Origin of the sequence: Mariniflexile sp. HMF6888, assembly GCF_044335535.1 — a bacterium.
GTDB lineage: Bacteria > Bacteroidota > Bacteroidia > Flavobacteriales > Flavobacteriaceae > Mariniflexile.
The window spans coordinates 457,420-474,175 of sequence record NZ_JBIQVZ010000001.1; the positions used below are offsets into that span (position 1 = coordinate 457,420).

Sequence of the window (16,756 nt, forward strand, 5' to 3'; positions counted from 1 at the left end):
ATTATTTTGTACAATGTATTCTTTTTTAAAAGTTACTAATCTAATTTTTCTTCTAATGTATTCCACCAATATTTCTTTAATAGAACTATACAAACGATTAAAACTACCATGGATATATATAGTGGTGTATTCTGCCTAAATATGAGATACATGGGGATAATCACTAAAGCTGTTTGGGCTATAATACCTATGGCAACATTGAACATATCCCGTCCAAAATCTGAATTCTTTTTAAAGTCTGGATTTTCGAGTTTTAATTTCTCATAAATCGGTGCCCAAAAGCCCCAAGGCCTGACGTTTTTATAAAATGTTTTTAAAACAGCTTCCTCGGTTGGAGGGGCGGAATAAGTCCCTATAATAGAGCCAATAATTGATATCACAAGTAAAACAGGAAATAGATATAACCCTAAAACATCTGGAAATAATTCTGGCACAATAGCTGCTGCCAAGAGTCCTGATGCCATACCCCAAAAGAACCCCTCCCCATTAAAGCGCCACCAATGCCATTTTAAAATATTAGCCCCTACATAACTACCATACAGCACCGAAACAATCCACTGCAATACAGAATTAACATCTTTTGCAAACAAGCCTAATACAATACTAATAAAAACCACAATAATACCAGTAGCATAATTCATGATTTTTAATTGGTTGGCACTGGCCTCTGGATTTTTATACTTTAAATAAATATCATTTACCAAATAAGCTTGTGCGGCGTTTAAGGTACCTGCAAAAGTTGACATAAACGCTGCGATTAGACCAGCTAACAAAAGACCCAATAAACCAACAGGGACAAATGCTTTTATGGCCGTTGGTAGAATTAATTCAAAATCAATATTACCAGAAACCGTTAACAAATCCAACTTTTCATAATACACTAAGGCTAAAGCTGCAAATCCTGCAATCATTAAATAACGAATTGGCATTAAGATTACAGATACAAATCCGCTCATTTTTGATGCTTCCGAAGAAGATTTTGTTGAGAGTATCTTTTGCATATCATAAGTAGGTGCTGGACCTGCGATACTTACCAAAACGCCTTTAAAAACCATCATCATAAAGAAAATAGTAAATAAGCTAAAGCCGTCTTCTTTAATCTTTTGATTGACCTCAGGAATAATGGCGCTCCAATCCATATTTAATTTCCAATCAAAAAACGGACTTAACCAACCATCTGGAACGTTAAGTGTGTTTGCGCCAATTGCTACGAAGCCTAAATACCCAATTACCAATGCTGCAATCGTCATAATCGCAAATTGAACAACATCTGCCCAAACAATACCAGACATCCCACCAAGGAGCGAATAGAAAACTGCAAAAAGTGTAAAAATAATACCGTAAAAATGGGGTACAAACTCTGGTGTTACAGAGAAAGGAATATAGTTACTTATCACTTCCCAAGGAATAAAGATTTCTATAAATTTACCTAAACCTATAAACCCGTAAGCCAAATACCCCAAACACATAATTAAAGCAAAAACCACAACAATGATATGCGATAGTTTTGCTCCTTTTTTAAATCCAAACCGCGTTCCTATCCATTCTGCTCCCGTAGTGGCATTAGATCGTCTCAACCATTTCGATAAATAAACCATTAAAAATATCTGATTAAACACTGGCCATAACCAAGGAATCCAAGCACTTTTAATACCATAAACAAACATGATGGTAACAAGCCAAATGGTACCGGAAATATCAAACATTCCCGATGCATTGGAAAGACCAAGTAAATACCAAGGAATCGTTTTACCTCCCAATAGATAATCGTCTTTACTACGCTGAGCTCTTTTCCTAAGTACTAATCCTATTACAATAATGGTCACTAAATAAGCCGCTATAATTAATATATCTACAGTATGGAGAAATTTCATAAAATTCGTTTAGGTTAGTATTTTATATTATTAATGTCTTTTAAAAATAATGCTTGGGGCTGTTTTGCAAATGCTTTAAAATCTGCTTCACTCTTATGCGCTTTGTTTGGCATGTATTGTTCGCCTCCGCAGCCATTTCTCCAAAAAAGCACCCAGGAAATTCCTGAGTTTTCAATATTTGGGTACAACACGTTATTAAACCAATTCTGGTCAGGATAAGATGCTTCTATAAACCAGTTTATGTCACCTGATTTATGTATCCCCGTTTCTGTAAGTGCATATAGTTTATATTTTTCGTTTGCAATATTTTTTATAATTCCCAAATCGTTTACAACGGAATTACTGTATTCAACAGCATTTTGAAAGTCATAAATATCAATACCTAAAACATCTACAAAACGGTCTCCAGGATAATATTCCATATAATCATCATTAGGGTTCAATTTATTTGGAGCATACACATATATTAAATTATGAACCTCATACTTATCCCGTAATGAGTAAACAGTATGTCGCCATAATTGTATGTATTCTATGGAATTACAATTAGGATTACCCCACCAAAACCATCCGCCATTCATTTCATGATAAGGTCTAAATATGATCGGAATTTCTCTTCCTTTATGTTTTACGGATTTTAGAAAAACGGCTACTTTGCTCAACCATGACTCATATTTTTCGACAAGCGCTCCTTCTCCTATAATTTCATTTACAGCTGGCGTTGTGTCCCAAGAATTACTATTGGTTTTTGGATTATCGGCATGCCAACTTACCGTTATGATCCCCCCTTTACTATATGCATCAACCATTAAGGCTTTCATCGTATTAAAAGGAACACCATCAATATTATTGGCATTTCCTAATTCAATACCACTGATGTCAAATCCGTAAACGGCAGGAAAATCTTCTACCATATCATACACATCACTTTTAATGAGATTTGGAAAATCAGCATGTTTCCAGCCAATACCATAAGCTGTGGCATCTTGATGACCAACAGCAAATCCTTCTTTTGAAAGGTAGAATAATTTTTTATGAAGTATTTTAACTTGTTTTGACGCTTTAGTATCAACCAATAGTGGCTTTTTATAAACCATATTATAAAAAGGCTTACAGGAATTAAAAATAGTGATGAATCCCACAATTAAAATCGTTGCTAGTCTTTTTTGAAAATCACATATTTTACAACCCATACTTATTTAGTAACCATTTTTTGATAATTTCATATTACATTAAATATAAAATATATAATTTTACTTCGACAATTTTATGAAAGTCAAAATTAACAATTATATAGAGCCCATCTATGATATTATTTTATCAATATGATAAAATATAATTACAACTAAAATGAATATCTTAAATAAACTACACAGAGAAATAACACCTCTATCTCCAGAAGACAGTTTTTTAGTCTTCGATAGAGTTAAGGATGAATTTGATTTTCCTATCCATTTCCATCCTGAATATGAATTGAATTTTATCAGCAATGGCAAAGGGGTTAATAGAGTTGTTGGCGATAGTATTGAAGAGATTGACAATATCGAACTTGTTTTAGTAGGTCCAAATCTCCATCATGGCTGGTTAACCCACAATTGCAAAAGCAAAGAAATTCGCGAAATCACTATTCAGTTTCATGACAACTTATTCAACAATGAGTTTTTATCAAGAAAGATAATGAAACCTATTAAAGATATGTTTGACAGATCTATACATGGTATTTTGTTTTCTAAAAAGGTAAGCACTGACATGTTTGAACGTATTTCGCAGGTTTCTAAATTAGATAGTATGGACTACTTTTTGGAAATAATCTCCATTCTCCATGATCTAGCTAACTCAAGAAACCAAAGACTTCTTTCCAGTTACACTACAAATCGGGATAGTTTTGAAAATAGTGATAAAATTAAAAGGATTTACGAATACGTTCAGGAAAATTATGATAAAAAGATAACACTCGCCGAAGCTTCTGAACTTGTGAATATGAGTCAAGTATCTTTTAATCGATTTATGAAAAAAAGAACAGGCAAGACTTTTGTTGATTATGTTAACGATGTTAGAATTGGTTATGCCGCCATTAGGCTAATCGAAAAAGATGTAAGCATCTCTGAAATCGCATTTAACTGTGGCTTCAATAATATAGCCAATTTCAATAGAGTCTTTAAAAAATCTAAAAAATGTACACCAAGTCAATATAAAAATGACTTTTCCGGAATCAAAAGGATTCTATAATTTAATAACATTGATAATACTTTTTTATCAAAATATCCCTTTCAAAACCTTCAAAAGTTCATTCAAAAGCGAATGTTCACTTCTTCAAACAGCTCTTTTTTAAACAAATGATTATAAGAAGAGTTCTCATGCACGTCTTTGGCGAAAATATTTTATTGGTAATTGACAAAATAATATTAACGTTAGCTTAACATTTAATCTAATTTTGGAATTAACAAAAAACTTAACAACTAATTATATATATCACAAAATAGTTGGTTATTAAATGAACAATTAACATAGCTAACACAAAAAGACATATAACAAATTTGAACCAATTCAACACGATTAATCATAATTTTAAAAAAATGCCTATGAATTAAAAATTCACAAATAAAAACATGGATTTTTTTAGTAATGCGTTTTTTCATGTTTTCAACCACTTTCTTTAATAACAAACTAATTTATTAACTCAAACTAAATCAATATGAGAATAAAGCTTAAACTAGCAATTATTACATGTCTAATGTTTTATGCACAAAATGCCATATCTCAAGAAAAGACAATTTCAGGAAATGTAACAGACGCTTCAGGCATGCCTCTTCCAGGCGCAACACTTATTGTGGTAGGTACAAATAATGGAACTATTACAGACTTTGATGGTAACTACTCTCTTTCCAATGTTAGTCCTTCAGATCAAATTTCATTCTCTTTCGTTGGAATGATTACACAAACCATATTAGTGGGAAACCAAACAACAATTAATGTAGTTCTTCAAGAGTCTTTAGAATCTTTAGAAGAAGTCGTAGTGGTTGGATATGGTACTCAGAAAAAAGCTTTAGTAACAGGTGCAAGTGTCAATATAAAAGGGGAGGATATTGCTGCCCTAAATACCGGAACAGCTATGGAAGCACTTCAAGGTGTGGCTGCAGGTGTTAGCGTTACAAGAAATAATGGTGCCCCAGGAGCCGGTACAAGAATAACCATTCGTGGTTTAGGTACCATTGGAAACTCAGACCCATTATACATTGTTGATGGGGTAGCCGTAGGGAATATAGATTATTTGAACTCATCTGATATTGCATCAATTGATGTTTTAAAGGATGCAGCGTCTGCAGCCATTTACGGTTCAAGAGCAGCAAATGGTGTGGTTTTGGTAACTACAGTAAAAGGAAAAAAAGATAGTCCTACTCAAATTAGTTATGACACCTACTACGGATACCAAAACATATACAAAAACTTAGATCCTTTAGATGCTCAAGAGTATATGTATATTATGGATGAAAGCCGTGTTAATGATGGCTTACCTCCAAATGATTGGGAAACCCTGCTTAAAAACAATACTTGGCTGGAAACAAATTACCCGGGATTAGGAACGCAATTAGGTAAAGAAATTTGGTCAAAGCTTCAAAACGGTTGGAAAGGTACCAACTGGATTGATGAAATGACACAAAAAAACGCCCCGATTCAAAGCCATGCCGTAAACATTACGGGAGGTAGTGAGGATATTATTTATTCAGCAGGCGTTTCTTATTTAAGTCAAAAAGGTATTTTAGGAGGTAACATCATTGATGCTGGATATAAAAGATTAACAGCAAGACTTAATACGCAAATGGTATTAAAAAAGAATGACGAACACGCTATCATTACGCTTGGTGAAAACTTCACATACACAAATACAGAAAACAGAGGTATAGCAACAGGAAATATTTACTGGAATGATTTACATGACGCACTGATTCAAACGCCTTTGCAGCCTGCTTACTGGCAACAAGCTATTGACAGCAATGTTAATGAATTTGGCTTTACACCTACTTTAGATGGTATAAGTACTGGTTTTACCAATCCAGTGGCCATCATGTTTTACAGAAATAACTATAATTATGGTAAAGGAAACAAAGTTACAGGAAATGTATTTGTAGAACTTGAGCCAATAAAAGATTTAAAACTTAGAACGTCCTATGGTATTGATGCGTGGTTTGGCCATAACCGATCCATGAACCCTACCTATCATTTAGGCTTGCTTTACCAAGATGATGTAGATGGTGCTCAACAAAGTCAATACTTTGGTAATAATTATACGTGGTCAACAACGCTTTCATACGATATGCAATTTGGTGATCACAAAATAAATGCCTTGATTGGTACTGAGTTGCTTCAAAATCAAATCAATACTGAAGTAGGTGGTTCCAGAAATAATTTATTATTCCCTGGGAATCCTAAATATGCTTATATAAACAACACGCAGAGTCCTGGTTCTGTTAGTGATATTAACACTTGGGGAGCTGATTGGGCCGCTGGTGGTGGTGGTTTATTATCATACATTGGAAGAGCACAGTACAACTACAAAGAGAAGTATCTTATTTCGGCTACAGTGCGTGCCGATGGTTCATCAAATTTTGCAAAAGGCAATAGATGGGGAATTTTTCCTTCGGTATCTACGGGTTGGGTATTAACAAAAGAAGACTTTATGTCAAATACTTCAAGTTTCCTTGATTTTACTAAAATTAGAGCCAGTTGGGGACAAAATGGTAATCAATCCATTCCTAATTTCATTTATTCATCACAAATTGCGTACGCATTCCCAGGATATTTCTTTGGAGACACAAAACCTGTATCTGGAACAACATCTTATCCTGAAAAGGTTGTGAATCCTGATGTTACTTGGGAAACTTCAGAACAGTTAGATCTTGGTTTTGATGCACGTATGTTCAATTCAAAATTAGGTATAACATTTGATTGGTATAAAAAGACAACTAAAGACTGGTTGGTACAAGCAGCTATTCTTGGCACATCTGGTGCAGGCGCACCATATATTAATGGTGGTGATATTGACAACACAGGTGTAGAATTGGTATTAAACTGGAATGATAACATTGGTGATTTTAAATATGGTATCACATTAACCGGATCACATAACAAGAATGAGGTTACAAGAATAGCCAATACTGATGGAATAATCCATGGACCAAGTAATGTACTATCACAAGGGACAGGTGAAATTTCAAGAGTCCAGGTAGGGCAACCTATTGGTTTCTTCTATGGTTACAAAGCCGATGGGATTTTACAAAATCAAGATGAAGTTGATGCTTATGTAAAACCTGCCGATGGCACACCATACTTTGCTGACCAACGTCCAGGAGATGTTCGTTTTGTAGATCAAAACCAAGATGGTGTTATTGATGAAGCGGATAAGGTTTATTTAGGAGATCCTAACCCTGATTTTGAAGCTGGTCTTCAGTTGCATTTTGAGTATAAAGGCGTTTATGCAAATACAACACTTTCTGGAAAGTTTGGAATGCAAGTCATGCAATCGTACCGTTCATTTGCTGACAATTTTACCCAAAACTATACATCAAGTATTTTCAATCGTTGGCATGGAGAAGGCACTTCAAATAGATGGCCACGGTTGAGTTATACCTCAAACAGAAACTTGCAATACGTTTCTGATATTTTTATGCAAAATGCAGATTATGTAAGGATTAATAATTTAACCGTTGGGTATGATTTTGGAAATAGATTTGCTGATATAGCAGCAATAACAGATCTTAAAATATATGTTTCTGTAAATAACTTGCATACGTTTACCAATTATGATGGCATGGATCCTGAGGTTCGTTATTTTGGAGGAGCTGTAGATGGTGCAGATGCTACATGGGCTTCAGGTATAGATCTTGGATTGTATCCGCAGGCTAGAACAGTCATGTTTGGATTGAGTGTAGACTTTTAATATAAAAAATTGAGATGATGAAAAAAATAAAATATTTCATAGTGATGGCTATTTCAACAGTGATTGTTGCTACTAGTTGTACAGATAAATACTTAGACACAGAGAATCTTTACGGAAAAAGTTTGGAGTCTTATTACAAGACACCTACCGATATAGAAGAAGCAATGGCAGGGGTATACAATGCTATGTACACGCCCAATGTACATAGTAATGAATCCATGGCTGCATGTTTAATGTCAGATATGATGTTAGGTGGCGGTGGGCCAGATGATAAATCAGCTAAATGGGTTGATAATTTTGAAGATCCCTTAGAAGATACTTATCGTAATATGTGGACACAATCATACAATGGTATTTCAAGGGCCAATGCCATTATTGAAAAAACAGCCGATGCCGATTTTTCTTCATATTTCAGTAGTCCAGAAGAAGCTCAGCAATTTAAAGATCAGGCCATTGGAGAAGCATTGTTTATGAGAGCTTTTTATTATTTTAGACTGGCGAAATTCTTTGGTGGTGTGCCGCTAATTATTGCTCTTGACACCCCGAGAGATTCTCCAAGAGCTACCTATTCTGAGACGTTTGCTCAAATTGCTTCAGATTTAAAATTGGCCATTGAAACAATGCCAGATACTCCTTTTCCAAGCATTCCCACATCTAGTTACGGACATGCCAATAAATGGGTGGCCGAAGCCTATTTAGGACGTGTCTATTTATTCTACACAGGGTATATGACTAATATGGAGGGAACTTCAACAAGTGAGCTACCCTTGGTTGATGGCGGATCTTTAAGTGCTTCAGATGTTGCCTCATATTTAGAAGATTGTATAAACAATAGTGGACACCAATTAACTCCAGACTTTAGAAACCTATGGCCTTATTCCTATGTAAACCAAGCTGCAGGAACAACCGTATTGCCTTGGGCTGCAACAGAAGGCTTATCTTGGGTAGGTCAAGATGGATCGTCTCCAACCTTTGGTAGCGGCAACTTTGAAACCATGTTTGTGCAACGATTTTCATTTGGAGATTGGCAATGGAGCAATGGGGCTATTTATACCAACAGGCTTTGTTTATTTACAGCGTTACGAGGTAATTCGCTGTCTCCTTTTGGACAGGGCTGGGGTTGGTGTACTGTAAACCCAAAATTATGGAATAGTTGGGACGCAGCAGATCCGAGAAAAGAAGGTTCTATTCTTGAGGTAGGAAATGCAGATCAAGGAACTGGAGCTTATGCTCCTAATCAAGGCGATCATGAAACTGGTTTTTTTAGTAAAAAATATACAGCTTTACAACATGATGATGGATCGGGAAGTGTTAAAGGTATGTTTGTGCAGATGTATGATTGGGGTAACGCAGATATTCAATTAATGCATGCACAAGATTTTATTTTTATGCGCTATGCGGATGTGCTATTAATGCATTCTGAAATTACCCAAACCGCTGATGGGTTAAATGCCGTTAGGGCAAGAGCAGGATTGCCAGCAATTGGTTATTCTTTAGCTGCTTTGAAACAAGAGCGTCTACACGAATTTGCTTTTGAAGGGTTGCGTTGGTTTGATATAGTGCGTTGGGGAGATGTTGATACAGCATTTGATTATACATTAAATGTAAACAATTCAGGAACTCCTGCTACGTATCATGCAAACTATAGAACAGAAACAAAAGGCTTGGTTCCGATCCCAGAAACTGAAATAAGATTATCAAATGGGATTTACCAACAAAACCCAGGATGGTAGTTTAATTGTTTAATTTATAAAATCAGAAAAAATGAAAATAAATAAAATAATAAATCTATTTATGGCTTCTTTAGTGCTAATATTAGTAGCATGTGAACCTAATGTAGATGAACAACATTTGAAAAACACAACGGATGTTGCCGGTGTAGAATTGGTAGCCACCCAAAGTACAGAGGGGGGTAATGAAATCACCTTGAACATGGTGACTCCTGGTATTACGGGTTATTGGGATTACGGCTTAGGCAAAGCACTTACAAATAAGGTTACATTTATCTATCCGATACCTGGTACATCTACGTTTACCTATACAGGAACTTTAGGGTCAGAATTCTTTACAAAAACAATTGATGTTCAAGTAGACCAACTTGACCATTCATTGGACCAAGACTGGTATGACCTTGTAGGTACAGATACTGCTGCCGGTAAAACATGGGTTTTTGATGGAGGCCCAGACCCTGACGGAAGACAATGGTGGTTTATGTCTGCTCCAGGAAGTACAGACAATGCTTGGTCACTATGGTGGAATGCAGGAGGAGATTGTTGTCCTCCAAGTGATGCAGCAGGTAAAATGCATTTTGATTTAGATGGTGCAGCCAATTACACTCATTATGCAGATGCTAGTAGCAGCACAAGTGAATCAGGAAGTTTTGTGCTAGATGTTGACAATCAAAAACTTATAATTAGTGGAGCAAAACTGTTAGGTGCAGATGCAGGTAATGCAGATGGAGTATATAGTATTGTTTCTCTTACTGAAGACAAAATGGTTCTTTATTTAAGCAATAGCGAAACATATGGTACTGGTTGGACATTTGTTTTCGTTCCAGAATAAAAGCTTTAAATAAATAGTATCCTATTTTATTAAATTTTTAGTTTGAGTTATTTAATTTAGTGAGATATTTACCTTTACTGGTTTTAAAAATTAAAACCAGTAAAGAATATCTTTTTAATCTGATATTTTTCAATAAAGTTTAGAAATCTAATTATCAAAACTGTTTAAATAATTCTCACTAATTCAATAAAAAAAGGGATTTTACAATATTGTAAAGTCCTTTTTTTAAAAGTAAACGGCATGTCCTATATGCTCAAATTAAAACAGAATTTAATAAAAAAATGAAATTAATTTGTAAACAAATCGCGAGAGTATTAATACTTTTTGTAATTAGCATGACATGCCTGTCTTGTAGTAATTCAGATCCGGCTCCTGAAAATCCTATAGTTACACCAGAGGAAATAATTCCAGAGAATATAGAAATAACCGTAACTGTTTTAAATACAGATGCAACAAACCCTAACGGTGATGGTTCAGGAAAAGTACAATGTGTGGCAACGGCAGATAATACCGTTAAATTCGGATTTAAATTTGGTAATGCTCTAGAAACACAAAGTACTAATGGAACCATGGACTATACATTTACTGAGCCTGGCAACAATAATTATACAATAACAGTATATGCCTATTCAAGTACTGGAAATTCAATAAGTAGATTTACAACAACTTCAGTCTATGTTACAGAACCCGAACTACAGTTGGTTTGGTCTGATGAATTTGATGTTGATGGTAGCTTTAATACGTCTAACTGGATCGCTGAAGTGGTGCCTCCAGATAATGGTAGTTGGTTTAATGGTGAAAAACAACACTATACAGACAGAGCTAATAATGTGTATGTGTCTAATGGAACACTCAAAATTGTAGCAAAAAAGGAAACCTATACATACGGAAATAGTACCAAAGAATATACCTCAGCCAGACTTATTACAAAAGACAGAGTTGAATTCACCTATGGGCGGGTAGATGTTAGAGCAAAATTACCAAAGGGCGATGGGACTTGGCCAGCTATATGGATGCTTGGAGCTAATATTGATACAGTGGGTTGGCCTGCTTGCGGAGAAATAGATATTATGGAACATTGGGGACATAAACCTGGAATTGTATCAAGCGCCACACACACTACAGCATGTTCTGGTGGTTGTACTGATGTAAGTGTTGGCTCTTCAACGTTACCCGATTATGGGACTGAATTTCATATATACTCTCTTGAGTGGAATAAAAATGAATTAAAATTTTTAATTGATGGAGAATTTAAATATAGTTATGCACCTACACCAGAAACCAATGACAATTATCCTTACACTACAGATCAATTTATTGTATTAAATATAGCAATGGGTGGGTCTTGGTTTGGAATAGACCCTAATTTCACAGAATCTACAATGGAAGTTGATTATGTTAGACTGTACCAATAATTTTATTATTATGAAAAAAACAATTTTAATAGTATTACTTATAACATCAGTGAATTGTAATGCCCAAAAATTTGAAGGATTGGCTCTAACACCACCTATGGGTTGGAATAGTTGGAATACTTTTGGGACAGACATAAATGAACAACTGGTAAAAGATATTGCAGATAAATTTGTGGAACTTGGATTAAAAGATGCTGGTTATGAATATGTTGTTCTAGATGATGGTTGGATGGCCAAGGAGCGTGATGCCAATGGAAATTTAATGGCCGATCCTGAAAAATTCCCCCATGGCATGAAAGCTTTGGCAGACTACATCCATTCAAAAGGATTGAAATTTGGACTTTATAATTGTGCGGGTTCTAAAACATGTGGTGAGTATCCTGGAAGTAGAGGACATGAATATCAAGATGCGCTTTTATACGCTTCATGGGATGTAGATTATTTAAAATACGATTGGTGCAATACAGAAAAATTAAATGCAGAAGGAGCTTACATAACCATGAGAGATGCCTTAAAAACTGCAGGAAGACCAATGGTTTTCAGTATTTGTGAATGGGGAGATAATGACCCTTGGAAATGGGCAAAAGATGTTGGGCATTTGTGGAGGGTAACTGGAGATATTATTAATTGTTGGGATTGTGAAGTTGGCCATGGATCTTGGTCTTCCAATGGAGTATGGAAGATTATCAATATGCGGAAAGATATTCGTAAAGTAGCAGGTCCTGGCCATTGGAACGATTATGATATGATGGAAGTTGGCAATGGTATGACCGATGCCGAAGATAGAAGTCATTTTGCCATGTGGAGTATGCTAGCTTCTCCTTTAATAATGGGTAATGATTTAAGAACTGCTTCTAAAGAAACCATAAAAACACTGTCCAATAAAGAAGTAATTGCCGTAAATCAAGATAAATTGGGTATTCAAGGATTCCGTTTTTCAAATGAAAATAATATGGAGATTTGGTTAAAACCTCTTGACAATAATCAATGGGCCATGGCTTTTATAAATATGAGTGATAATCCTGTAGATTTTGTTTTTGATTGGAAAAAACATGACATTGGTGATGATGTAAATGGTCGCTATGTAGACATGAAAAAGAACGTTTTTAAAATAAGAGATGTATTCAACCATAAAAATTTAGGAGACACTTCCACTAATTTAAAAGCAAAAATAGGATCTCATGATGTGTTGATGGTTACTTTAAAAGAGTAGTAACTTATATAGTGAAAGCTTTTTGAAAAAATTATTAGCCATAAAAAATAGTATGAAGAATATTTATCTCATTTTTTTGATAGCTTGTGTGTCTTGCCATTCTAATAAAGAAGATTATAGAGCACGTCTCAATCTTGAAGGCGTATGGCAATTTTCCCTAGATCCCTTAAATATTGGTATGGAACAGCAATGGTTTAATAATAATTTAAATGATGTCGTTAAACTACCTGGAACTACAGATACCAATCAAAAAGGCATTCACAATAAAGACACGACCACCATGCACCTTAATAGGGTGTATACATACGAAGGAATCGCATGGTATCGAAAAAAAGTAGTCGTCCCCAAGAATTTCAATAATAAACATATTCAACTTTTTCTAGAACGCACCAAAGCATCAAAAATATGGATAGACAGTAATTTTGTTGGAGAATCCAAACTACTTCAATCTGCTCAAACTTTCAATGTTTCTAATTATCTATCGCCTGGTGAGCATTATATAACCATTCAAATAAATAATGATTTGAAACAAACGCCTTATGGCAATGTTCATATTTATTCAGATGACACACAAACCAACTGGAATGGTATCATTGGCGACATATACTTAGAAGCATCGCCTAAAACCTATATTTCAAACCTTCAAGTGTACCCACATGTAGATGAAGATAAATTTGATGTTGAATTGGAAATAGAAAACCCTTTAAACTATAGCACATTTAATATTGAACTTGTTGTTGAAAAGACATATAAAGGTAAAACCACAAAACTAAAGTCGCACAAATCGACCATCGATTATAAATCGAAAATAAAGCTAGTTTATGTATTTGATGAAAAACCAGACTTATGGGATGAATACGAGCAACCACTGTATCAGTTAAAAGCAATCATATCCAACGAAAAAACCAAAGATGCTAAAATGGTTGGTTTTGGCATGCAAAAATTTGAAACGAAGGGCACACAATTTGCGATAAATGGGCGCACAACCTTTTTAAGAGGGAAACATGAAGCAGCCGTTTTTCCGTTAACCGGATATACACCTATGAATATTGATGATTGGCTACGCGTTTTTAAAATTTCAAAATCTTATGGAATAAACCATTATCGCTTTCATACGTATTGTCCGCCAGAAGCTGCTTTTACTGCTGCCGATCAAGAAGGCATCTATATTCAAGCCGAATTGCCATTCTGGGGTGGTTTGGAATCCGATACTATTACACAAGAATTAAAAAAAGAAGGACTTGCCATGTTAAAAGCCTATGCAAATCACCCCTCGTTCGTTATGTTTTCACCCGGTAACGAAATATGGGGTGGACACGACAAGGTCGAAAAAATAATGCTCGCCTTTAAAAAATCTGACTCTAGACCACTTTACACCATGGGTTCCAACAATAATATTGGATATATGCCACCCACAGACTATACCGATTTTTTTGTGGGCGCACGTATTCCTATAAACGGAAACACCATACAAGGACATACCCGATTAACCCATGCTTTTGCCGACGCCAATGATGGTGGCATATTGAATACACGACAACCTTCAACCGAAATCAATTTCGATGATGCGGTGTCGCAATTAAACATCCCTGTTATCAGCCATGAAATAGGGCAATATCAAATATATCCAAACTATAAAGAAATTCACAAATACACAGGTGTTTTACGAGCCTGGAATTTAGAAGTTTTTAAGAATCGTCTTAAAAATTCTGGAATGCAAGAAATGGATAGCCTGTTTCAAAAAGCATCTGGAGCATGGTCTGCACTTTGCTACAAAGCAGAAATGGAAGCTGCTCTACGAACAAAAGGATTGGCAGGATTTCAACTATTGGATCTACAGGATTTCCCTGGACAAGGCACTGCTCTTGTTGGTGTTTTAGATGCCTTTATGGATAGTAAACATGTCGTTACCCCGAAAGATTGGAAACAATCATGTAATGATTTAGTCATACTACCTGAGTTCCCAAAATACTGTTATGTTAATAAAGAAAACTTCCAAGCAAAAATTAAAGTAGCAAATTATTCCAACACAACCATTAGCCACCCACTGCATTGGGAACTAAGAAAACAAGATGGAACCATGATTCAGCAAGGTCATTTTTCAAGTTTAAAGATTGTAAGCGGACTGAATGATGTTGGAAGCATTAACATCCGTCTTACAAGTATTTCTGAAGCTGGGAAATTAACCCTTTACACCTATATAGTTAACACCAAATATTCCAATTCCCATCCTATTTGGGTGTATCCTGAGAAAACAACTATTCAAATCCCTGATGATATTTTAGTTACAGAGGATTTGAGTAATAATATACGTAACAAATTAAATCAGGGAGCTAAAGTATTGCTATTTCCTAAAACCGAAGATGTAAAATCAACCAGTTTACCAGGACATTTCCCTCCCGAATTTTGGAACTATGGCATGTTTAAAACCATTAGCGAATATGTAAACAAGCCTGTATCTCCAGGAACTTTAGGACTATTAATGGATCCTGAACATAAGCTCTTTAATTCTTTTCCAACCGATTTTCATACTAATTGGCAATGGTTTTCCATAATTAAAGCTTCAAATTCACTACGACTCGATATCACTTCAAAAGATTATAAACCCATAGTACAGGTTATTGATAACTTAGAACGGAATCATAAACTGGGATTGATTTTTGAATTTAAAGTTGGCAAAGGAAAATTGATGGTTTGTATGTCTCAGCTAAACAAAATATTGGATAAACCCGAAGCGCTTCAATTGTACCAATCTATAATTAACTATATGAATTCTGAGGATTTTAAACCTAATTTTACACTGACTTCAGAAGAGTTGGAAGAATTATTATAGTAAAATACGAACGCATCATATTATCTAAAAATGATTACAATTTCAGGTTCAACCAAATTCAATAGACCCTTTTTTAGAATAAAATAATCCCCTAAAAGTAAAACCTTGAAAATATTATACTTTATAAGGCTTTTGTAGCCAATTTGAAAAAGTTTAAATCACTTCATCTATGAAAACCAAGCTTCGGCTTAAAAAATAACCAATTAAACTAATTATAAAAACGAAGCTTACCGTTAAAAACACCCCATTTATTCATCAATTCAGGGTTAAAAAATTATTTGAGAACAGATTGCTTGTGAGCCTGTCTTTAATTGGCATCATGACGCTTTGGAGTTACTCACTTTTCGGGCAGCGTTACATGGAAAACCTTGACAGAGGATTAATTGCCATGCGAACCAATACTAATTCAGTGCTAATAAGTTGACGAATTCCCGGTGACAAATACGCCCAGAATACGCCCAGAATACGCCCAGAATACGACCTACAACCTATATCGTGGGTCAACACTAATCGCTTCCAATCTTAACGTTTCAAATTATGTTGATGCAACCAGTACTGATCATTCATACAGTTTAGCTGCTGTTATTGGCGGAACAGAGCAAGCGCTTTCCGCTGCTACAGGCATTAGAGGAAGTGGGTATTTCACTATTCCGGTCAGATCGGTTAACGGTAGCTACACTACCCATCATCTGAATGATGCTGTATCATTTATTCATGCAATATATTACTTTTAATAAGGTATCCTATATACTTATAATAGTCTTATTCCTAATTCTACTATTTTTTGCTTAAATTCTAGCGTGTCATGTTTGGGTTTACTTCTCATATACTTCAAATACTTTTGGTGGTTAATCTGGGTTCAACTATTACTCAATATGCTATATAAAAAAACCCGAAAAGTTGAGGGATACTTTTTCGGGT

Annotated in this window: 10 protein-coding genes; 8 read left to right on the plus strand and 2 right to left on the minus strand. The window is 35.1% G+C overall.

Translation table 11 applies throughout. The annotated features are described in order from the left end of the window. Positions 1–35: 35 nt before the first annotated feature. Positions 36–1,874: a sodium:solute symporter family protein gene (locus tag ACGLWY_RS02220; protein WP_396618040.1), complete on the minus strand. Its 1,839-nt coding sequence runs from the start codon at positions 1,872–1,874 to the stop codon at positions 36–38. 14 nt (positions 1,875–1,888) lie between these two features. Continuing rightward, positions 1,889–3,067, minus strand: a complete 1,179-nt coding sequence (locus tag ACGLWY_RS02225) for a glycoside hydrolase family 26 protein (RefSeq protein WP_396618041.1) — start codon at positions 3,065–3,067, stop codon at positions 1,889–1,891. 157 nt (positions 3,068–3,224) lie between these two features. On the opposite strand from ACGLWY_RS02225, the gene ACGLWY_RS02230 reads away from it, so the two are divergent. From ACGLWY_RS02230 to ACGLWY_RS02265, 8 genes are all read left to right on the plus strand, one after another. Further along, positions 3,225–4,103, plus strand: coding sequence for a helix-turn-helix domain-containing protein (locus ACGLWY_RS02230; protein ID WP_396618042.1), 879 nt, complete (start codon positions 3,225–3,227; stop codon positions 4,101–4,103). A gap of 466 nt (positions 4,104–4,569) precedes the next feature. After that, positions 4,570–7,812 (plus strand): SusC/RagA family TonB-linked outer membrane protein, encoded by a 3,243-nt coding sequence (locus ACGLWY_RS02235; protein ID WP_396618043.1) that lies wholly within the window; start codon positions 4,570–4,572, stop codon positions 7,810–7,812. Between the two features lie 17 nt (positions 7,813–7,829). After that, the gene (locus ACGLWY_RS02240; RefSeq protein ID WP_396618044.1) at positions 7,830–9,545 is read left to right on the plus strand and encodes a RagB/SusD family nutrient uptake outer membrane protein; all 1,716 of its coding nucleotides are present in this window, start codon (positions 7,830–7,832) and stop codon (positions 9,543–9,545) included. A 31-nt stretch (positions 9,546–9,576) separates the two neighbouring features. After that, positions 9,577–10,374 carry a hypothetical protein gene (locus ACGLWY_RS02245; RefSeq protein WP_396618045.1) on the plus strand — a complete coding sequence of 266 codons (798 nt, stop codon included), beginning with the start codon at positions 9,577–9,579 and terminating at the stop codon, positions 10,372–10,374. Between the two features lie 281 nt (positions 10,375–10,655). After that, positions 10,656–11,789, plus strand: a complete 1,134-nt coding sequence (locus tag ACGLWY_RS02250) for a glycoside hydrolase family 16 protein (protein ID WP_396618046.1) — start codon at positions 10,656–10,658, stop codon at positions 11,787–11,789. 10 nt (positions 11,790–11,799) lie between these two features. After that, positions 11,800–13,002: a glycoside hydrolase family 27 protein gene (locus ACGLWY_RS02255; protein WP_396618047.1), complete on the plus strand. Its 1,203-nt coding sequence runs from the start codon at positions 11,800–11,802 to the stop codon at positions 13,000–13,002. A gap of 52 nt (positions 13,003–13,054) precedes the next feature. Further along, complete coding sequence (locus ACGLWY_RS02260; RefSeq protein WP_396618048.1) at positions 13,055–15,835, plus strand: sugar-binding domain-containing protein; 2,781 nt, start codon at positions 13,055–13,057, stop codon at positions 15,833–15,835. A 434-nt stretch (positions 15,836–16,269) separates the two neighbouring features. Then, the gene (locus ACGLWY_RS02265; RefSeq protein WP_396618049.1) at positions 16,270–16,569 is read left to right on the plus strand and encodes a hypothetical protein; all 300 of its coding nucleotides are present in this window, start codon (positions 16,270–16,272) and stop codon (positions 16,567–16,569) included. Positions 16,570–16,756 lie beyond the last annotated feature (187 nt).